Origin of the sequence: Nostoc sp. TCL240-02, assembly GCF_013343235.1 — a bacterium.
GTDB lineage: Bacteria > Cyanobacteriota > Cyanobacteriia > Cyanobacteriales > Nostocaceae > Nostoc.
Genome location: NZ_CP040094.1, coordinates 2,419,859 through 2,441,469, shown reverse-complemented (window position 1 = coordinate 2,441,469; position 21,611 = coordinate 2,419,859). Strand labels below are relative to the sequence as shown.

Annotated in this window: 11 protein-coding genes; 3 read left to right on the top strand and 8 right to left on the bottom strand. The window is 41.9% G+C overall.

The window, feature by feature from the left end:
• Positions 1 to 23 precede the first annotated feature (23 nt).
• The 4 genes from FBB35_RS10470 to FBB35_RS10455 form a co-directional block, all read right to left on the bottom strand.
• On the bottom strand, positions 24 to 4,013 hold the full coding sequence (locus FBB35_RS10470) for an Ig-like domain-containing protein (protein ID WP_174709582.1): 3,990 nt from the start codon (positions 4,011 to 4,013) through the stop codon (positions 24 to 26).
• A complete protein-coding gene (locus FBB35_RS10465; RefSeq protein WP_174709581.1) occupies positions 4,010 to 5,560 on the bottom strand; it encodes a DUF11 domain-containing protein in 1,551 nt (516 codons plus the stop codon). Before FBB35_RS10465 ends, FBB35_RS10470 begins: the two co-directional genes overlap by 4 nt.
• Positions 5,561 to 5,705: 145 nt before the next feature.
• Complete coding sequence (locus tag FBB35_RS10460; protein ID WP_174709580.1) at positions 5,706 to 6,269, bottom strand: DUF11 domain-containing protein; 564 nt, start codon at positions 6,267 to 6,269, stop codon at positions 5,706 to 5,708.
• Positions 6,270 to 6,441: 172 nt separating this feature from the next.
• Complete coding sequence (locus tag FBB35_RS10455; RefSeq protein WP_174709579.1) at positions 6,442 to 8,922, bottom strand: hypothetical protein; 2,481 nt, start codon at positions 8,920 to 8,922, stop codon at positions 6,442 to 6,444.
• An 832-nt stretch (positions 8,923 to 9,754) separates the two neighbouring features.
• Here FBB35_RS10455 and thrC point away from each other — a divergent pair.
• Entirely contained in the window at positions 9,755 to 11,071 is a 1,317-nt protein-coding gene (gene thrC / locus FBB35_RS10450; RefSeq protein ID WP_174709578.1) for a threonine synthase, read from the top strand.
• A gap of 80 nt (positions 11,072 to 11,151) precedes the next feature.
• On the top strand, positions 11,152 to 11,427 hold the full coding sequence (locus FBB35_RS10445) for a ubiquitin-like small modifier protein 1 (protein ID WP_174709577.1): 276 nt from the start codon (positions 11,152 to 11,154) through the stop codon (positions 11,425 to 11,427).
• 166 nt (positions 11,428 to 11,593) lie between these two features.
• Here the strand turns inward: FBB35_RS10445 and FBB35_RS10440 are convergent, their stop codons facing one another.
• Positions 11,594 to 16,507, bottom strand: coding sequence for a tetratricopeptide repeat protein (locus FBB35_RS10440; protein WP_174709576.1), 4,914 nt, complete (start codon positions 16,505 to 16,507; stop codon positions 11,594 to 11,596).
• Between the two features lie 113 nt (positions 16,508 to 16,620).
• Here FBB35_RS10440 and FBB35_RS10435 point away from each other — a divergent pair, with 113 nt between their 5' ends.
• On the top strand, positions 16,621 to 16,815 hold the full coding sequence (locus FBB35_RS10435) for a hypothetical protein (RefSeq protein ID WP_174709575.1): 195 nt from the start codon (positions 16,621 to 16,623) through the stop codon (positions 16,813 to 16,815).
• Here the strand turns inward: FBB35_RS10435 and FBB35_RS10430 are convergent.
• The 3 genes from FBB35_RS10430 to FBB35_RS10420 form a co-directional block, all read right to left on the bottom strand.
• Positions 16,810 to 18,114, bottom strand: coding sequence for a P-loop NTPase fold protein (locus FBB35_RS10430; protein ID WP_174709574.1), 1,305 nt, complete (start codon positions 18,112 to 18,114; stop codon positions 16,810 to 16,812). The genes FBB35_RS10435 and FBB35_RS10430 overlap by 6 nt on opposite strands.
• A 318-nt stretch (positions 18,115 to 18,432) precedes the next feature.
• Entirely contained in the window at positions 18,433 to 19,788 is a 1,356-nt protein-coding gene (locus FBB35_RS10425; RefSeq protein WP_174709573.1) for a (Fe-S)-binding protein, read from the bottom strand.
• Between the two features lie 53 nt (positions 19,789 to 19,841).
• Positions 19,842 to 21,155 carry an FAD-binding oxidoreductase gene (locus FBB35_RS10420; RefSeq protein ID WP_174709572.1) on the bottom strand — a complete coding sequence of 438 codons (1,314 nt, stop codon included), beginning with the start codon at positions 21,153 to 21,155 and terminating at the stop codon, positions 19,842 to 19,844.
• Positions 21,156 to 21,611: the final 456 nt, after the last annotated feature.

The following is a 21,611-nucleotide window of genomic DNA, read 5'->3' as shown; positions in this document are numbered from 1 at the left end:
ATTGTTTTTATTAAATAGTTGTTTTATATTTCACGCTTTTGCATCCCACTCGTTGCAGCTTTGAGCTTACCTACCAAAGTTTTCATTGCAGATTCTTGTGGCTGACGTGGCACTGGTTTTTGCTGTCCAAAGCCATCAAATAATTCGTTGAGTTTGACGCTGACACCCAAATATGCGCCGCCTGCGGAACGTGTTCCTGAGAAATCTCGGTCGTCAACTTTACCAAACACATATCCAGCAGAAACACGTAGGTTAGGCGTGAGGTAATAGCCTGTTTCTAGAACAAAGCCTGTTTCGCTGTAGCTAGACTGACTAATTACACGAGCCTCACCCACCAAATCCCAGCTATATCCCAAACGATAAGTAGCGCGTAATTGCCCCAAATTTACTGTGCTAGTACCAGCTAAATCGCTGGCTATGTAAGAAGTGCTGTTACGCAAAGCATACTTACCATAAAATTCCCATTGCCAATTAGGAGCATAAATAGCTTCTAAAGCAAAAGTATGGTCTTCGGAACCCGTACCACTACCTAAGAGGATGGTGTCAGGGATAGTTGATGGATTTTTGCGATATTCATAACGCAATAAGGCATTAAATTTATCGCTATTGGGATCGCGATAAGCTAGTCCCAACTTTAAAGTAGCTGTATCCCCCAATCCCGAAAGCTTTTGATTGGATGAACCAGCTTGTTGATAACGTACCAACGCTGTGAGAGCCGGAGAAATTTTACCCGCAGCACCTGCGGTAATTACTGTATTACTACCACCAGAAGAAGAACGATGTTCGTAACGGGCACTGGCTTGAAACTGGGGATTATCGCTGTATTCCAGCCCCACGCTGTAGCTATCGCCACCATCAAATCCGATCGCAGATGCTGACTGACCAAAGGCGAAGGGTTGAGCATATTGTTGACCTGCCGCAGTCCGTCCGAAGAAGTTACCAAATACGTGTTCGTAAGCAACATTCAGCCGCAATCCCGAAGCAATAGTCCAACGGTTATTTAGACCAATCGCCCCTTGGGTAGTCATTTCATTTGCACCACCCAAAATTGAGTAACGACCAGTCAAGGTAGTATCCGATCCGAGTTTGTGTTCACCATTGACACTCAAGCTGGTGATGGAATTACCCGAATATTGACCACTAGTGTAAAACTGTTGCGCCAGACTGATATTGACACCAGGAATTGCTGCCCAATTCAGCCCGAAGATGGTACGGTCTGGGTAAACACTATCTTTTTGGGAAGATAAACTGATTTCATTTTGGGCTTGAAAAGTCAGATTTTTAGCAATAGGAACTGTAAAACGCGATCGCAATTGATCGGAAGTACCACTGAGGGCACTGTCGGGAATGCGGTCTTCCCGATGGCGATGAATCCAATCCAAATCAATAATGGCGCTACCCAAACGTTGTTGAATGCCGGCGGAAATCGTCGTTAAGGAATTATCAACCTTACTACCAGGTATCGACTCATAACGGGGTGCAAACAGTTCTTCAAAGGTATCTAAGGGTTGGGGAGCAATGCCAAAATTGTCTTCGTGGTCGTACTGCGCCCTGACGTTAGTGGTTGAACTAAGTTTAGCTGTAACCTGCGCTCCATAACGGGTTTGTCCTGGGACAAAGCTGATAGTGGCATTATTAGCAAAACCTGTATCGGCAAAGCGATAATAGGCACGACCTTGAATCCCGTTAGTAATTTGTCCCTCAGCTTCCAATCGGTATGCTTCACCACTAACCTTTCCTACAACATCAGAATCATTAGTGGAATGGGCATATTCTGCAATTAACCTACCTTGATTACCCAAAGAAATTAGCGCATCTGCACCATAGAGTTGAAAGTCACGTACTCCCTGACTTTCTTGGACATAAGTTGCTCCTATCCAACTTTCCTGGTTAAGTTTGCGGGAAAGGTTATATTGCAAACGACCAGCATAGATATTGCTATCAGAGTCTTCGCTGTCATATTGATAGCTAACAACAATCCGGCGTACCAATACTTGTCCGGTTTGATCGATATCGGTACGAAGCATGGGTTCGCGGAATAATAAAGTACCGCGATCGTAGTCGATTTCATAGTCTGGCCCACGGTTAAGCTGTTTCCGTTCTAGTACAGTCCCAGGACGATTGAGTTCTTCTAACTCAATAAAGACATTTTCACTACCTGGTTGTAGTATTCTGCGAGAGAGGAAGTAATAACCGCTAGTACCATCAGGAGCAATGGTATCTCGTTGGAATGCTTCTAAGTGGTTGCCATATAAACCTGTTATTTGTAGGTTTCCTAGGTTGTAATTAGCTTTAAAACCGTGGAGTTGTCGGGTGATGGAAGTAAATTGCTGCGATCGCCGAGCAAATTCTTCTGTGTTGTAGTCACCCCACATGGCATAATCAGGATCGACTCCAGGGATACCAGTTGAACGCTCAAGACGCAGATATACGCTGTCAATGGAAGGAGCTACAACATCAACTTTCGAGCTATCGCCATAGACAGGATAATTTTGCTCGCTGGATTGGTAAGTTCTAAACAGGCGATTATCACAGTTGCAATCTTCATTGAGATTACGAGAACTGTTATATGCGCCTGTAAACAACCATTCTCCGATCGCACCAGTGGCAAATATCGCGGAATGGAAATCTAATTGCGTTCTGTTATCTTTGTCAGGCGGGAGAAAATCGCGGAAGCTACCGTAATAATCTGTACCTTTAGCACCCAAACGTAAATCTATTACACCTGTTACCAAACTCGGACGCAGTGAGGTTTCAAATTGTAGTTGAGTAAAGGCTTCTAAATTATTAGCTATGGCGCGAATTGTGACAGTTTCTGCTTTTAGCTGCGATCGCAACCTAGCTGTAAATTGCCCCGCTTTCGCCTCTACTTGAAATCCGGGTTGATCTGGTTTGAAGTCTTTTCCAACAAACTCCCCAGCAGTAGGTACTAAAGTGATAACAGCATCACGGTTGGAGCGATTACCACTTGCATCGATCAGTTGACCCTTGATTGTCGCTGTAGAACGTCCATCCGCCGGGATACGAGACTCAACAGTTTCTAAGGTTAGTTTCTGTGGCGCTCCCCGGACTACGACTTGCACCGTTACAGGGGGTTCTGTCCCTCCTACTACTTGTGCAGAGATGGTGTTATTACCTTCTTTTAACGAGACACCATACCATGTCTGCTTTACTAAATTAGTATTGGCATCGCTTTCTGTTCGTCCAATTGAGGAAGGATCTACTAATACACCATTAGACCGTAATTCTACTGTGCTTCCGACAGGGAATTGCACAATCACTGTGGTAGCAGGAACATCCACAATGTTGTTAGCCGTTGGCATCAGGAATTTTATTCCTGTGGAGACGGGGGAAGTGGGGGGAATTTTCTGATTTTCCTCAGTTACTCCAGCTATTTTGCGTAAGCCTCTGGGCAATTGAACAGAAGTTGCTGGTTGAAATACTTGTATTTCCGTTGGAGAAGTTGAAAGCTCTATTTTTGTGTCTTTGCGTCCTTCATTCTTGATGACTGCTAGTTTGTCTAAGCCTCTGGGCAAATCAACAGAAGTTGCTGGTTGAAATACTTGTATTTCCGTTTCACTTGGCTGAACATCTGGAATTGAAGTATTAGTTGAAGGAAGTTCAAGAGGTAGAAATTGCTTGTCAGAACTTCCCAAAAGATGGAGAGAACTTGAATCCATGCTTTTTTCAGCAACTTTATTCCGATCCGCTTGATCCTCATCCTGGTTTTTTAGATTATTTGGAAAAACCAAACCTCTAGCCTCCTTCTCTTGTAAGGACGGGGGAGAATTCAAAGCCTCTCCCGTCTTAGGAGAGAGGTTTTCTAGATCCCTTGAAAATTCAGGATCTCCGACACCCTTGTCTGCTTGTGAAGGCAAATCGGTTAAAAAAAGATTTTCATTTGTAGATTCTGCCTTAACTATGGCAGGATACAAAACAAGACTCAGAGCTATCGGCATTACCCCCATCAGCTTCAGGTTGAAAATAGTTGTATGGTGCAGTCTGGGTTTCATTTTTTGACTGGCTCCTGGAAGGCGGGGGTGACAGCGAAATTCATACGTACCAAGCCACCAGGTTCTAAACGCACTAGGCGAGATTGGCTATTCCGTTCGCGGAATTTTTGGTTGGGAGCAAGGGTGTAACCTGGTACACTGCTGAGGTCTAGTACGCCTGTATGACTTCCTGGTAAGGCATTAGCTAAGGAGAACAAACCATTCGGATCTGTAGTAATGCGGTTTCCGTCCTCCAGAAAAATCACTGCATTGGGGACTCCAGGCTCACCAGGTTGTTGTTCACCGTCAAAGTTTTTATCAATAAACACGCGACCGATAATCGTGCCACAATCAGAAACGATTCCGGGACGAATTTTTAACTGGTGCGTTGCTGGACCATCCTTGGTGCTAAAACGGTTATCAGCTCGTTGAGCATTCACGATCGCACTATTGAGACCATTACCACGCAGTGAATCGGCTGTTAGTTGAGCCGCGTAAGCAATATTCAGAGTTTTTCCCGTAGGAATTGTTGTATCTGTGCGGAATGTCACCGTGTTTCCATTGCGTTCTGAGGTGATAGTAATTGCTTGACCATCTAACTCACCCCGTACAGATTTAGGTAAAAACTGGAATCCTAAAGGTAAGTTGTCGGTGACAAATATGTTATTTAAACCAGCATCAGCGAGATTTTTGACCGAGATCCGGTAGATTACCGTATCTCCAGGTTCAGCGGTAGCGCGATCGCCTGTTTTGACAATCTGCAACTGATTGGCTTGGCACAGATTTGTACTGAATTCAAAGGCTAATAAATCCAGTCCTACTACTTCTGCATTCGGAACTAAGACAACCGTTTGCTCTACCCTAGTTTCACCTGTAAGAGTAATTGGTTGACCATCTAAAGAAGTAGCAAGATATCGCACAATGTTATTACCTTGTGTGCCAGTGCTACCAAGGATTTCAATCTTGATCCGCCGTTGCTTGTAGATAGAATTTGGTGGTGGATTAACTACGAAAATATAAGTTCTACCTGGATCAGTTTGACCCTTATTCGGATCGAGTAGGAAATTGTAGACACCCGCAGGGTTATTCGTAACGAAGTAGGGGTTACTATTCTCGGTATTTGGCGACTTACCGCCAGGAACATTGTTATTAGGAATATCGGGTAACTCTGTTCGAGTCAAAGAAACTAAGCTACCTAGTTCTGTCCCAGTTGGATCGCTAGAGTTAGGTTCATATACGCCAACTGAAAAACCTGTATAGTCAGGCAAAATAGTACCAGCGCAACCTAATATCCGCCCTAATGGATCGACTAATGGGCTAGGACTAACATTAAGCTGACTAGAAGTTCCGTCATATTTTTGATTATTAGCAGAGTCTGTATAAGTATAAGTAGCTTGATTGATTAATGGCAAAGACGCACCCCGATTGTTAGTCTGTTGTGCGATCGCTGGTATAGATATAGTAGTTTGCAAAAAACTTCCCAGAAGAACAGTAGCTGTTAACCTTTGATACCAGCTACTCCTATAAGTAATTTGTTTTTTATTTTGAGGACGGCTCACTGAACACATCTCCTCTGGAATGCCACTTTTTTTGTTAATAAAAGCACTTGTTTATCTATCGAAGATCCCTCCGATTCTCCTTATAAAGCATGTTGTTTTTCGCTCTTGAATCCCAAAAAAGTCGCTACAGGCGGGTGATATCAGGCATAACGAATCAGCGAACTTGGACTTGATAAGTAGCTTTAACCATTTTCTTGGCCGGAACTAATGGCACTTGCAAACGGATGTGGGTGTAAACATTCGCTGGTGCTGGTTTTGTTTCCACTTTCCCGTCAGGAAGAGTAACTTTAACAGTGGGATTTTCGACAAAGCTGCGTCCGCCATCAATGCTGTAGGTTACTTTAGTATCATTAGTGGCAATTGCAGATTTCAGTATGTATACCATTCCTTTAGGAATAGGTTGATTGAGAATCAAATTCTTTACGGGGCGATCGCTCTTATTTTCGCCACTTAATGTATATCGCAACACATCACCAGGTTGCACCACAGCTTGACCTTTTAAAGGTTGCCATGTCTTACTTTGCTTACCCTGCTGATCCTGTGCTATCACTTGCTTTTCAGCTTCTAAGCGCAATTGTATTTGCCCTTGAGTTTTGACATTTTGGGCAACAGCACTGGTAGAATGCCATAGAGAAGCGATTCCTGGCACTTGACCAACAAATGGCACTGTAGCAATAAGTGCGAACGCTCCTAAACTTGCAAAAGAAAAACGCTTCATATCAATAACCTCAAAAAATTTTCATAATGCCGATTGCTGATTTATCTTTCCCTGTTTTCGCTGGGGAACAATCATTTTGTAGTTGGCACTTTAGGATTAAAGCACCAGCTACAAATACAGGTGTGGTATACACCCCCTCTTTGCAGATTAAAGAGGGGTGAAATCAAACTATCTAGTTAACCTTGCGTTGGAAAATAAATGTTCTTTGAACACCAGGTGCAATCTGTCCAGTGGCAGTATTTACATACTTTGTGACATCAGTGTTTAGCGTGGTTCCGGTTTGGTCGATGCTAGAGTTAGTAGCTGGATTACCATTGAAGAACTGGATAGTTGAAGCCCCAGAATCCTTTGCTGAACCAACAATGTTGCTAGTATCAATTTGAGTGTTATTGTCGTTGTCTAGGGCCCAGTTGTTGCCCCCTGCTGTACCATCTTCAGTAATCACAACTTTGTTAGCATTCAAAATCACGTTACCAGTTCCAGATTGAACATCAGAAATATTTGTGTATTGAATTTGGTACTCAATAATGTTTCCTGGTGCAGGATTCTTCGGAGTGGTACTGAATGTGCCATCAGTCCCTTGCACTGCTGGGCCACTTCCTTGTAGAACTCGTGACATTTTCAACAGTTTTAAGAAGCCAGTGTAGACGCGATCGATGGAGATGTTGTTGACTTCAAGAGGATCAACTACACCATTATTATTGCTGTCAATGAAAGCTGTAATGGGTACTGGGAATCCCTTACCAATATCAGTCGATAGTTGCGTACCGGGTGGTAAGTCAACTTCTACACCATAATTAACAATGCCACCAGCAGGAACAGCAGAGACTTTAATTGGTGTATTACCGTTTGCGATGGTAAAAACACCAGTAGCACTGTTGTAGGTATAAACAGCAGACTGACTATTATAGCTAACAGTCACCTTTGTATTATTTGGTAAATCTGTAAGATTTGCTGGTTTCGTTGGCACTATTGTGATGTCGTTAGTGGCAGTACCGTTGTTCTTAATTGTATTAGTGAAGCCAACCGATTGCGGATCAAGTGTACTACCAGGTGCTGTGTTAGGAGGAACAAAGGAAGATTTGTTGGTGAAGTCATCGTTGGTTAAACCCGATGGTCCAGTAGCATCCGGTGCATTATTCGGCCCGTTTAAAACTGAGTTTGCCTGGGCAACTGAAACAGTATAAACGTTGACATTTCCTGTAACAGAATTAGCACCTTGGTTGTTATTGCCTGTGTCAACATTACCGGGAGTAGTGGGATAATAGCCAGCGTCAGGTGTAGTAGGAAAGACTCCTGTAGAGGGGTTGATGTTATCTGGGTTTTGATCACCTGAATCGTCGAAGAGTAGGGGGCTATTTGGATCGCCAGCAGTTTTACCGAACACTTGAGCGATGTTGTTAACATTTGTCGCTGTTGTTCCTGTGATTCCAGTGGTCTTTACTTGCACCGTAAAGCCCGTAACGGTTGTCCCAGTGGCAACTGAAGAAATAGAGTTAGGATTGTTAATAAAACCAACCCGTTTGACTATACCGCCTGTTACTTGAGTTTTGTCAGTTTTCCACAGAGCCTGATCAGCATTTATAGTTGCAGGATCTTCGCCAGCGTAAACCACTATCCATCCTGAAGGAGCGGTTGGAGTCCCATTAAGAGTTGTGGATGCTGGAAGTGCATCAGAAACTAAGATGCGAGGAACAAGGCTACCATCTACATTGATATTTGTACCAGCTAAAGCTGCGGGTGTGAGTCCCCGATTGGTTACGTCATTGCTCTCGACTCGCAAGCTTAAACCATAAGTCAGCAAATCATCATTGAGTACGGAAGCATCACCAGCGCTATAGGCTGTCCGAGTTTTGAGTATTGTGGCTAGAGCAACGGTTTTAACAGTGTTACCCACTTGAATTTGCTGGGTAATACTAGATTCTCGTGTACCGTTAACTGGTGCGCCAGGAACTTCCCCACCACCTGCGTTATCAGCGTTATCTACAGTGTAAACGTCACCACCATCGGGATTACGCAGTTGGTTTTGGGCATCACCAGGAGTATTACCAAGGGTAACTTTAATTACGTCACCAGATTGAGCGCCAGTTTGTACAGTCACTGGCACACGCACCAACACAGTACCGCTAACCGGAATTGAGGCTGTATCTACACCACCTGCTGCTACATTTGTCCAAGTTGCACCACCGTCAGTACTATATTGGAGTGTGCCACTAGCTGGTGTTACCCCATTTTTATCAGCAGGAAGTACACCAGAAACTGTACCAGGCCCGGTTGTCGTTGCTTGATTGGGAATATGGAATTTGGTGGGGTCGTTACCTACGTTCGTTAGGGTGTAGGTGTAGGTTAGTAAATCGTTAACTCCAACAGCGCCACCATTGTTATCTGTAACACCAGAGGCAGTGACGGTGATCCCAGCAACTTCTGCCACAGTAACTGTTACAGTATTAGAGGTGGCATTTATAGTTGTCCCTGGCGCGTTGGGATCTTCGTAGGTAGCAGTCGCTGTGTTACTGATAGATTGACCACCAGCTGTCCCGTCAGCTAGTACAGGTGCAATAAATTGGAAAAGGCTACTAGTTAATAATGCTGTTGCTACTAGAGATTGATAGCATTGGCGTTGCTTGTTGACAAATTTTTTTCGGTTTACCATGAAAGTAGTTTGTTTATTTGCTGAACTTGTATCTTGGGTTTCGAGACAGGATGAAGTTCGGCAATTCCTTAAAGAATTACCGACTACAGTTGCCCAAAGCCTTAAGGTTTTGGGCAATTTGTATAGGAAAAGTTAATTTATTGGCTACTGCGGAAAAACTAGATTAAGGCAATAGACAGAAAAATTATTGCCTACTTGCTTTACATTTACCGTTGATTATCAAAGCTAGCGATCGCAAATATGGTTAACTTACTATTGTGTCCTACTAAATTATCTATGCAAGTAGTAATGTAACTTTTGCAGCCTAAAAAATCTTCCGTATAAATAAGTAACTTCTCTAAGGATGAATAAACGCGTCAAAGTTAAAAAACCAACTTTATTTTGGCAATACATATAGCAATTTTAGTATTTAAAACAGAAAGTAAACGAGCTACAGCCTATATATACAAGCAATTTTGAAGATTCGCTGCTATGTATTCAAAATCATGTTTAAAGTCCCTGGTATAAACAAATAAAAATTCGTTTAAGTGATCTGGATCGCTAAAGTAAGTGATATTGATTTAATAAAATGCAAATAAATCATAGCTTTGATGCGATTTAATCATACCTTTACTCAGTGTTTAGACTGAGTAACTGAAACTATTATTTAATTTCAGAACAAGTGAATGCAAGTGTAAATACCAAATATGACAATTACGTGTATGAAAATTTTACAGTAATCATTTCTTCAACACTAAGAATACCCGACTAAACATGTCGGGTATGTTTGACTGGTATTTTTGCTCGTGTTACTATCAGTCGACAGCCGACAGACAAACAGGGAAAGCTAGTTATGACTCAGGCAATCAAAACCCAAACACAAACCCCAACTCAGACCAGTACTGCCTACTTTCAAGCCTTAAAGTGTAAAGAATGTGGTGCGGAATATGAACTCAAAGCCAGTAATGTTTGTGAGTTATGTTTTGGGCCGTTAGAAGTCAAGTATGACTACAGCGCCCTCCGTCTGACTGTCACTCGTGAAACAATCCAAGCCGGGCCAAATTCAATTTGGCGTTACCGTCCCTTTTTGCCTGTCGCAACTGACAATGTTATAGATGTGGGAACGGGGATGACTCCCTTGGTTCGTTCTCACCGTCTTGCCCGTCGCCTGGGTCTAAATAAGCTTTATATAAAAAATGATGCGGTTAATATGCCCACCCTTAGCTTTAAGGATCGGGTAGTGTCAGTTGCTCTATCAAGGGCGCGAGAGTTGGGTTTCACTACCGTTTCTTGCGCTAGTACTGGTAACTTAGCAAATTCTACAGCTGCGATCGCAGCTCATGCCGGTTTAGACTGTTGTGTGTTCATCCCCGCAGATTTAGAAGCCGGTAAAATTATCGGTAGCTTGATCTACAGCCCAACGCTGATGGCCGTCAAGGGTAACTACGATCAAGTAAACCGTCTCTGCTCAGAAGTTGCCAATACACATGGCTGGGGTTTTGTCAATATTAATCTGCGCCCCTATTACTCTGAAGGTTCCAAGACGCTAGGTTTTGAAGTTGCTGAACAACTAGGCTGGGAGCTACCCGATCATGTTGTTGCTCCTTTGGCATCTGGTTCGCTGTTTACAAAAATTTATAAGGGTTTCCAAGAATTTATAGAAGTTGGTTTAGTAGAAGACAAGAAAGTCCGTTTCAGTGGCGCTCAAGCAGAAGGTTGTTCACCCATTGCTCAAGCCTTTAAAGAAGGACGCGACTTTATTAAACCAGTTAAACCAAATACAATTGCGAAATCGCTAGCGATTGGTAATCCAGCAGACGGTATTTATGCTGTGGAGTTAGCTCAGAAAACTGGTGGTAACATTGAATCAGTCAATGATGCAGAAATTATTGATGGCATCAAGTTGCTGGCAGAAACCGAAGGCATCTTCACAGAAACGGCTGGTGGTACAACCGTGGCCGTGCTGAAAAAACTGGTAGAAGCTGGCAAAATTGATCCAGATGAAACTACCGTGATTTACATCACCGGCAATGGTTTGAAAACCCAAGAAGCAATCCAAGGCTATGTTGGTGAACCCTTGACTATTGATGCTAAACTAGATAGTTTTGAACGCGCCCTAGAGCGATCGCGTACTCTCGATCGCTTGGAATGGCAACAAGTTCTCGTTTAGTTAGCAGTTAGGAGTTATGAGTTTTTTATTCATGACTCCTAACTCTTAACTGTATTCCTAACTCTTCACTTTGTACTTTTATGGCTGTAACAGTTTTAGTTCCTACGACTCTTCAGAATTTGACTAATAATCAAGCTACTCTAGAATCCAACGGTAGCACCATTGCTGAATTGTTGGATACTTTAGAACAAAGCTTTCCTGGGATTAAATCCCGGTTGTGCGATGACGAAGGAAAGTTACGTCGGTTTGTAAATTTTTACGTCGATAGCGAAGATATCCGCTATTTAGACGGTATCAACACAGCCCTAAAAGATGGTGATGAAGTAAGTATTGTCCCTGCTGTTGCTGGTGGTTAATACAGAGAACATTAAATAAAGTAAAAGACTTAGTAGACAAACCTTTGAGAGATCAACTTATTCTCAGTCTGATACTGGGAATAAGTTAAAAACCTAGTGATAGCCTGAGATGATTTGAGAAAGTGCGTAGACGCAAAGTGGCTTGTCGTAAAACCTCGCTTAACTCTTACTTTATATCGTCGCAGATGTTGCGATCGCTCGGATTCACATTCGGGTTATTCTTCAGATAATCATGCAGCCAATCACAACCACGCTCCAGTAAGCTATCTAGATTATTGAGATGATTTAGCTCATTCAAATTCCAGAGGATTATAGCCCCATCAGCACTGCCCAAGGCCAGAGTCTTGCCATCGGCAGAGAAAGTTGCGCTTAATAAGTAATCGCTATGCCCAGTCAGAGTTGTGATTAAATTACCATCGCGCGTCCAGAGTTTTACAGTTTTATCATCACTAGCAGTAGCAATCATCTTACCGTCAGGTGAAAAATTCACGCTATTAACTTGATCTGTGTGCCCTTTCAACTTTTTGTACCAATGAAACTCCCCTTTGTCGTCCTGCTTCCAAAGTATCACCGTCTTATCATTACTACTAGTGGCAATCATTTGACCATTCGGTGAGAAGCTAACGCTCAAAACCCAGCTGTTATGCCCGTTTTCCGTTGGGAGAGTTTCATATCTATAAAACTCGCCTTTGTTGTCCTGCTTCCAAAGTATCACGGTGTTGTCATCACTAGCTGAGGCTAGCATCTGACCATCTGGCGACCAAGCTACAGCCCTTACCCAGTCGTCATGCTTGTTGAGAATCTGAGGCTTCATGTCATCTCGCCGTAATATTATTACTTTGTTGTCCATGCTACCCAAAGCGATGAACTGACCATTGGGTGAGAAATTCAAGCCTAATATCTTATCGCTGTTCTCAAAAGAGGGTTTCAGTAATTTACCATCACGATTCCAAAGTTTCACTGTGTTATCATCACTAGCGGTAGCAATCGTATGACCATCAGGTGAGAAACTAACGTTATCGCTATGCCCATCAAGAATTTTGTCTAAAGTACCATCGCGATTCCAGAGTTTTACTGTTTTGTCACGGCTAGCTGAGGCAATTATTTTTTCATCCGGTGAGAAATATACCTGATTAACCCGATCGCTATGACCGTTGAGGATACTTACCACGCCACTACCATACTGAATCTTCATTGTGCTGTCAGCGCTAGAAGAAATAGCAATTTTGGCGTTGCGTAAGCAACTGGTATTACCAACTTGCCAAAGTTTCATCGTACCGTCAGCGCTGGCAGAAACTAGGGTTTTACAGTCAGGTGAAAACCTAACTGCATAAACTCCATTGGTATGTCCTGATAAAGTTGTGAGTAATGTACCATCAGGCTTCCAAAGCTTTACACTCTTGTCGTCACTAGCTGTAGCAATCATCTTACCGTCGGGTGAAAAAGCCACACTATTGATTCCATCTTTATGCGCTTTAAAATCTTTTAAAGTGCCATCTAGATTCCAGAGTTTTACCCTGTTGTCGTTACCAGTAGCAGCAGCACCACCCGCCGCAGCCGCAATTGTCTGGCTATCGCTTGACCAGGCTACATCCCAAACAGAGTCGTCATAGCCTTTTACAGTTTGCACAAACTTACCATCGTACATCCAGAGTTTCACAGTTTTGTCTCTTCCACCAGTGGCAATCATCTTACCGTCTGGTGAGAAAGCGACACTATTAACTCCATCTTTATGCGCTTCTAGGGTTTTGAATAAGCTACCATCTCGCTTCCAGAGTTTGACTTTGCCATCCCGGCTTCCTGTGGCAATTGTCTTACCATCAGGTGAGAAATCGATACTATAAACTCCCTTACTATGTGCTTTATTACCGTGTTCTTTAAGTTCTCCTAATGGTGTACCGTCCTGCCTCCAAATTTTTACAACACCCTGGAAATCGCCGGAGAGAATTGTTTGATCGTCAGGTGAAAAACTCACACCTAAGACTTTATCTTTATGTCCTTCTAGCGTCTTGTAAACGCTACCATCTAGATTCCAGAGTTTTATAGTATGGTCATAACTAGTTGAGGCAATCAACTTACCATTATGTGAGAAAGTCACACCCCAGATTAGAGCCTTGTGTCCTTCCAAGCGATCGCGCTCTACTATCCAGTAAACTGATTGTTGTAATGCCGCTATAACTTGGGTACGAATTTCAGAATCAGTTTTTCCCCAGTCTGTAGCTTGGAGTTTTTTACCTGCTTTAATGGCTTGTTTAAGTGCTTCAAACCTTTGATTTGAGGCAAAAAGGGCTTCCGAAGCTTTACTAATCGCAATTGTCTCAGCTTGTTCTGTCTTTTGCCTTTCAGATTCTGCCCGCACTCCCAATCCTACAGCTATAACTGCCAGAATGGACATGATAGTGACTCCTGCGATCGCAAAATTTCGTTGTCGTTTTGCGTCATTGTGTTGTCGCTTGAGAACACGATTTAGTTCTGCTTCAGCGTGTTGTCGTTGTTCCTTTTCCTTTTTCTGTTCTTCTAATTTTCTTGCTTGTTGTGACTGCCGGATAAAAGATACTAGATAGTCATGAACTAGTTGATATAAGTTAGCAGGATCTTCAGGAATATTTAACACCAGCCCCGAACCAACTAAAATCTCTAAAACTAGATTTAGTTTTTCTTTTTCTGAGACAATATCTGCTGTTTTTAAATCTTCTGCTAAATCGTCAGAAGTTTTGAAGGGGCGAGTACCTTTTTCGTCTGTTAGTAAATATAAAACTACTCTGGCACAGAGTTCGTTTTCAGAACCACAGTCTTTAATAACTTCTTCTAAAAATCGCTCGACTAGTTTTTCTTTTGTTCCTGACTGAAGATATTGTTCTAAAGTTGTAATTTTATCTGTTTGAAGTTGCGAACCGACGATTTGTAACTCAATCGGGCGTACCTCGCCAAGTTCATCTGATAAATCTTCTACTAATTGAGCGATTAACTCAGGTTCTAAGTAAAAGTGGGTTTGTTCAGTCAGACTTTGTACAACAGCTTTGGCATCTTTTGAAGAGAAATTTCCTAAATAATAACGAATATCCTTATCTAAAATATTGTTATTAATTGCTCTAAAATTTAACAGGCGATCGCATTCTAATAAATAATGCAAATAATCTTCTCTCAGACAGAGAATAACCTTAACAAAAGGAATATCCAAACAAAGTTGCAAGAACTTATAAAATGGCTGTCTTTTACTTTGGTCTGTGTAAACAAAGAAAAATTCTTCAAACTGGTCAAAAATTAAAACTGTTAACTTCCGCTCGGATTTTTTCCGCAAACTCTCACAGATAAATTCTATTGAATTACTAGATGTACCATTATCTGCTAAACATTTTGCCAATATCGCCATCCAATCTGTATAAACTCGCATGACAATAGGTAATACATCACGCGCATCTATTGATTGTAATTGCAATGTTGGTACCAGTCCCCCGTTCAAAATTGAACTTTTACCTACTCCTGACTGACCATGAAATACAGTCAATTTATGGTCAGTCCGGCTCATTCGTTTCATCAACCGATTGACATCTTGTTGCCGACCAGAAACAGCAATTTCTTGAGCAACTTTTATGAGATTTTCTCCTTGCACTAGTGCCGGGTTAATTACCTCATGCCGAGGAATTAAATAAGCTGCCCCAATAAAAGCACGAAAACCATATTGATGTTCAATTTTAATTTGCTCTTGCTTAATCTGAAAAGCTGCAAGATACTGACTTTCTTGATAATAAATGCTTTGCAACCTCTCCAAAATCCGAACGTAAAGCTCTGGATCGTATTGAGGTTTAGTTTCTTTTCTCGCAGTTTCTAGGGTAGTTAAAGCATCTTTCACCTTATTAAGCTGCTGTCTCGCTCTGGCTAGTGCAAACAAATACCAACCTTGATGATAATATAGCACCAATTCTAAATTAGCCTTGGTTTGGATAGATTGGTTACTAGCTACAATAGAAAGCGCTTTTTCGGCGGTTTTTTCAGCTTTATTCCAAGCAGATTGAGCAAGTGCTACTTCAGCGAGAAATCCATAAGCTCTTGCTTTTCTGAACCAATCAGAATAAGTTTGATATAGAGTTAAAGCTTTTTGAGCAACTATTTCTAATTCATCCCACTGCTGAAGCTTTTGTAGTACTTCTCCCAAAGCGTTAATAAATTTTGCTACCAAGTCAGGACGATTCGCCTGCTCAAATATTTCGAGACATTTGTAATAATAATTTTTAGCGTTCGAGCAAGCATTTTGTTGTTCTGTTAAATGCTGCACGGCGTAGGTACGCCACCATAACCCCAAATTGTACAGTACACAGCCTTGCTGTTCTAGTTTAGAACTCTGTTGCAAAAGTGCGAGACTGCGTTCATAATGCTGGCGTGACTGTTCCATCGAAACCGCATCTCGACCCAGAACAAATTCTAAACTGGCTTCTAGTTCTGCGTCTAACTTCACACCCCGCTTTTGCAGTTCAGCTTGTGCTAACTCAAGTTCTACGCGGTGCGGCGAACCGATTGCCAAGTTGATTGCGGAATTATCGAGAAATTTTCCTGCGCCAGCATCTAAAACTTGAGCAAAAATCGATTCAGCAGTTTGTTTGATAAATTGAACTAAATCAGCAGTTGTGATCGCAAAATGAATTATTGTGGCCCAATTTTCAAAATCTGTCGCTAATCTGATCAGCTTTTGCAGAACTTGGTCATTAACCAGTAACATGACTGGGAACGGGAAGTTTTTTCTAAACTCCTCTCGTACTTGGTTAGCTGAAGTTAGAACTGTATCAATATCTTTAACCGATTCCAAACCAAAAACCATTAACGCTGATGGCTGTTCATCTCCCAATTTTTCACCTATAGACGTGTAAAGAGTTTTCACTGACACGGGTAAGGTAATTTCACGGATTTTAACAGGAGATAGTTGGTGTAGACGTTGTACTATATCTTGACGGAAAGCTGCATAGTTACAGCGCAGCAAAGTCAGTGAAAATTCTCCCTGAGAAAGGTTAATTGCTCGCACCAAAGTTTGCAATGAACGTTCATTGTCAAAGGGTAAATTTTCTGGCTCTTGCTGATTAATCATAATATACAGCAGTTTTTCAGCAGTTTTTTTGTATGAAGTACAAAGCTACGGGTTTGGAGGCAGGAAGAACGACGGACAATTTTTGTTAGTTGTAAAAAGCTGTAGTTGTGAAGATGACAACTGACACGGCTCCCGGACTTGCTGATATAGCTCCCGCACTTGTTGATGTAGCTCCCGGACTTGTTGATATGGCTCCCGGACTTGTTGATATAGCTCCCGGACTTGTTGATATAGCTAACGTTATGAAATTTGACAAAATACCTCATAAGTTAGGCGTACAACTCTACGTCCCTACAGCCGATTTATAGCCTAAATTCCTTGGCTTCAGCCAAAATCGGATTGACATCAAACCAAGAACCATCCTCATTCCGGTATTCAAATACAAACATACTGCGGAGCAAAAGTTCGTATCTTTCATGACCTCTCAAGCTTTTCTCTTGCGTTACCTCACGTAGTAATTCCCATTCATCGGGTGTAATTGCCAAAGTTAGCTCATTGCGGCGTTGTTTAATCACCCTATCTACACACTCCCGCGACAGAGGTGGGTCTTCTTGCTGAAGACAGCGAAATAATAACATTAACAAATTACGCAAATGACCGCCGCTAACTAAACAAAGTCGTTCTAAAGTATCAGGACTATCAAAAACCTCGGTAATTAAATTCTGACTTTGTTCCCAACTGACACCAGGAAAAGCCCTCGCCATGACCATCTGTTGTAGTAGCGTAATTCCTTGTGAAAATTGTAAACCATCTTGCAATTGCACAGGAACCATCGGCAAAACCTTGGGGTCTACGCCAAAGCGATTTGTTAACCTTCCTAAAGCGTTGGAAAAAATCAACACTAGAGGAATGGTATAAACAACATGACAATTTAGCTGGTTTAACTGTTCACCACGTTCTACAAAAAGATATTCTGGCTGGTAATAACCCGAAGGCTTCAAAGAATTATCCACTCTGTCGAGATTATCTATAATTACCACCAGTCCTTGTTTACCTTGCTGCTTGAGTTTTTCTACAGCAGGCTTGAGCAATTCTTTGTTAATTGATTCTAAAATGCCATTGGTGCGTGGTTCTAAATATTGCCGTAACTGGCCGCGGAGTTTGGGACTATCTTTAGTTTTGGCAGTAATTTTGGCAATACCCATAGATAATTCAGCCTCCACCCCAATGTCTAGCGGCGTTTGCAAAAACTCAGAAATTTCCGTAAATAGATTTTTAAAGTATCCTGGTTTAAGGTTAATTTTGATTGCTTCTAAACTTTGACTCACCTCACGAGCTACTGCTAGTAAAATATCTGTAACATCAATATCAGCCATATCGAGGCTTTGGCTAGATTCAAAATAAACCACATGAAATCCCTGCTGCTCTAACTCTGCCTTAAGTCGCAGTAACTCAGTGGATTTACCACAGCCAATATGTCCGGTAAATAATTGACAGGTAGGTTGTTCTGGTGCAAGGCGGGTGATAGTTCGCCCGAGTTCTTCAATAATCTTGGCACCACGAACTTTAGAGAAATCAATATAATATTGCCTATCCTCCGGTTTGCTCACAACCAGAGTTTTACTGGGGTTGCAAGCTTGAAAAAACCTGACTAAATCTAGTTTCATCACAAATCACCCGAAATTAGCCTGACACTCTTGCTCATTTAAGTGATTATACAGACGATAAAGCGGCTATTTCGGAAAAAACTTCTTCAAAGCGATTGATTAAGGACTTCCATAAAAAATGTGAGTTCGACAGACCTTTCCCTGCCTTTAAATTGCGTTCAAGTCTGTCCCTCTCCGAGTCGGAGAGGGATGGGTTTTGCGTAGTAAAACCAGGGAGAGGTCTTTTGGGCGGACATGATATGACCCAATACGGTTCAGTTAAGGCTAAAACTCTGTTGTCAAAGTCAAAAGTAAATGCACAACGCAGCTAGCAAACCTCTACAATTTCAACTTTTCACCCCGAATCGAATAATCTAACAACTCCATCGGGTGAATAACTGAAATATTCTTACCTTGTAACTGCAAATGCTTCGTAATTTGCAAAGTACACCCCGGATTAGCAGAAGCAATTAACTCAGCACCAGTATTCAACAAATTCTGTACTTTTTGCTGACCCAATTCTTCAGAAACTTCTGGTTGCAGCATATTATAAACCCCAGCACTGCCACAACATAAAGCCGCATCTACTGGTTCTCTCAACTTCACCCCTGGAATTTGTCGCAATACCTGACGCGGTTGCACGCTAATCTTTTGCCCATGCAATAAATGACAAGCATCTTGATAAACTAAATTCAAGGGTTTATCAGTCAGTGGTGAAAGTTTCGCTGTTAATCCAACAGTTGCCAAAAACTCTTGAGCATCTTTTACCTTAGCTGCAAAATCCTTCGCTTTTTCCCGATATTCTGGGTCATCTTCTAAAATATGACCGTATTCTTTCAAAGTATGACCGCAACCAGCAGCATTGATAATTACAAAATCGACATCTGTCTTGGCAAAACTATCAATCATCTGCCTTGCTAAAGCTTTTGCCTGTTCTGTTTGCCCTTGGTGTTCGGGAAGCGCTGCACAACAACCTTGAGATTTGGGAATCACTACTTCACAACCATTCGCTGTTAAAACCCGCACCGTTGCTTCATTCACGGGGGAGAAAAATAGCCGTTGCACGCAACCCAAAATTACGCCAACTCGATAGCGCTTCTCACCTCTGGCAGGAATCACACTAGGTAGATTATCTTGAAAAGATTTGAAGGTAATTTCTGGCAGAATTGATTCCATCGCTGCCAAACGGGGCGATATTTTATTAAGTAAACCTGTAGCGCGAAAGAATTTAGCAAACCCCAACTTTTGATAAACCAACAACGGAACTAATAAAATCCGTAAAAGATTGGGATAGGGAAACAAAGAAAATATCAGTTTACGAAAAAATTGATCTGGTAAACTGCGGGGATAATTACGTTCAACTTGGTGGCGAGTTGCAGAAATCAATTTGTCATACTGCACACCAGAAGGACAAGTACTCACACAAGCAAGGCATCCCAAACACGAATCAAAATGTTCTACAGTTGCCGTATTGAGAGCAATCTCATCCTCATTAATTGCATCCATTAAATAGATGCGTCCTCTAGGTGAATCCATCTCCTTACCCAGTACCCGATAACTAGGACAAGTAGAAAGACAAAACCCACAATGTACACAACTATCAATTAACTTCGGGTCAGGCGGATGACTATCATCAAAACCCTTCAAATTCTTTAAACTAGCCGTATTGTTAACAGCATTTTCTGAAACTTGCATAGAACTTCTTTCCCCTCTTTACTTCGCGTCCTTTACGCCTTCGCGGTTCGTTCTTAAATTCCACCCACAAACCGACCAGGACTTAAAATATCCTTACAATCAAACTGTTCCTTAATACGGCGCATCAACGTCAAAGCATTCCCCGTATAACCCCAAACATCTATTTGTTCTTTAACCGCCTTTGGTGCTGACAAAATTGTTAAAAAACCTCTATTAACTTGGGTGCGATCGCGCACTTTCAAAACTTGATTTTTATCCTCTAATTGTAACAAACCTAAACCACTACTTATATGAATTAAACCCAACTCCACTTGAGTCAAAATCTCTACAGCAGCAGTAGGCAACACTCCTATTTTGCAGGTAATTACAGATTCTGTGGCAGAAAAATGTATTCGTTCTTGCAATCTCTGCCATAGACTAGCTTCATCAGCATCAGCAAAAATTGCCCCATTTAAACCTAACTTCTGACCTACTTCTAAAACTCGGTTTGACTGTTCTTTAACACTCTCACTAATACTCTGAAAACGGGCAATTAATCCCAGTCCTTGACCCAAACCTAAGCTAGACACCAATTTAGTTGATAGCAAATCAGCCTGAATTGGTGTTAATGCTGAACCTCTAAGAATATCAGCCGCTTGGGATACAGCCTCGGCACTACCAGTTAGTACCACCGTCCCCGATGCCTCTGATAGCGGATACACACGGAAAGTCAGTTGACTAATCAAGCCTAATGTGCCATGAGACCCAGTAAGCAACTTCATCAAGTCATATCCGGCAACATTTTTAACTACTCTTCCCCCAGCTTTGGCGATTTCTCCATCAGCACGGACAAAGGTAACACCTAGTAACTGGTCACGCACACTACCATAACGTTGCCGCAGAGAACCTGTATCACCTGTGGCAACAATACCGCCAATGGTTGCTGACTCCGGTGCTGTGGGGTCAAGGGCGAGAAATTGCCGCGATTTTGCCAAAAGTGCCTGGAGATCCGAGAACTTCATTCCAGCTTCGACTGTGACAGTCAAATCGCCAACAGCGTGTTCAATCAGTTGGTTGATGCGTTCTGTACTAACTACGACATCAACGCCCTTAGCTAAACCACCCCAGCTAAGTTTACTGCCACTACCACAGGGGAGGACGCGCCAGTTGTGACTGTGAGCTTTGGCGATGACTGCGGCTAGTTGTTGTTGGGTACGGGGATAGACGATACAAGTAGGAGGTTTTCCAGAAGTTACAGCCTGTTGGATACGTTTTTGCTGGCCTATTTCGATATTTTCCCAAAGGCAAACAGCATTTTCTTCGCCGATAATAGATGCAAAATCAGTAGCGCACACGCCTTGCGGCTTGTCGTTAGATATCGCTTTCATTGAGTTTATTTTTTTACGCTCTACATCTAATTTACTGGTTAACCTGACCAAAAAAGCGTATTGCCATTAATATACGGTGGCTGTAGATGCCTACGTTGGGTTACGCCAACAGGAACCAAACGCTACTCATTTGCGATAAACAACGCTTGTAGCGAATAATATACCGATATTACCAACCTCAGAAATTATTAAAATCTCATTAAATATTTACTTAATTGTCTAAACAGTCTTAACTGTCCTTGCATTTTCATTAAAAGACTAAGAGTATATTTATAGAAAATTACTTTAATTTTCCTTAACCATTAAGTTGATCTAAATACATAAGTTCTTTGCACTCTACTTAATGGTTAAGTTTGCTTTTTTCTCATTGATGCAATAAAGCGGAGCCGAAAGGTTAGGTAATCCATTCTAAAACTAGAATTTCAGGTGGAATGAAACCATGAATATATTTAAGTA

Excerpts from the sequence above, each read along its gene's own strand:
- FBB35_RS10425 (WP_174709573.1), bottom strand. The coding sequence starts at position 19,788 with ATGCAAGTTTCAGAAAATGCTGTTAACAATACGGCTAGTTTAAAGAAT.
- FBB35_RS10420 (WP_174709572.1), bottom strand. The coding sequence starts at position 21,155 with ATGAAAGCGATATCTAACGACAAGCCGCAAGGCGTGTGCGCTACTGAT.
- FBB35_RS10455 (WP_174709579.1), bottom strand. The coding sequence starts at position 8,922 with ATGGTAAACCGAAAAAAATTTGTCAACAAGCAACGCCAATGCTATCAA.
- thrC (WP_174709578.1), top strand. The coding sequence starts at position 9,755 with ATGACTCAGGCAATCAAAACCCAAACACAAACCCCAACTCAGACCAGT.
- FBB35_RS10435 (WP_174709575.1), top strand. The coding sequence starts at position 16,621 with ATGACAACTGACACGGCTCCCGGACTTGCTGATATAGCTCCCGCACTT.
- FBB35_RS10440 (WP_174709576.1), bottom strand. The coding sequence starts at position 16,507 with ATGATTAATCAGCAAGAGCCAGAAAATTTACCCTTTGACAATGAACGT.
- FBB35_RS10470 (WP_174709582.1), bottom strand. The coding sequence starts at position 4,013 with ATGAAACCCAGACTGCACCATACAACTATTTTCAACCTGAAGCTGATG.
- FBB35_RS10430 (WP_174709574.1), bottom strand. The coding sequence starts at position 18,114 with ATGAAACTAGATTTAGTCAGGTTTTTTCAAGCTTGCAACCCCAGTAAA.
- FBB35_RS10460 (WP_174709580.1), bottom strand. The coding sequence starts at position 6,269 with ATGAAGCGTTTTTCTTTTGCAAGTTTAGGAGCGTTCGCACTTATTGCT.
- FBB35_RS10465 (WP_174709581.1), bottom strand. The coding sequence starts at position 5,560 with ATGTGTTCAGTGAGCCGTCCTCAAAATAAAAAACAAATTACTTATAGG.
- FBB35_RS10445 (WP_174709577.1), top strand. The coding sequence starts at position 11,152 with ATGGCTGTAACAGTTTTAGTTCCTACGACTCTTCAGAATTTGACTAAT.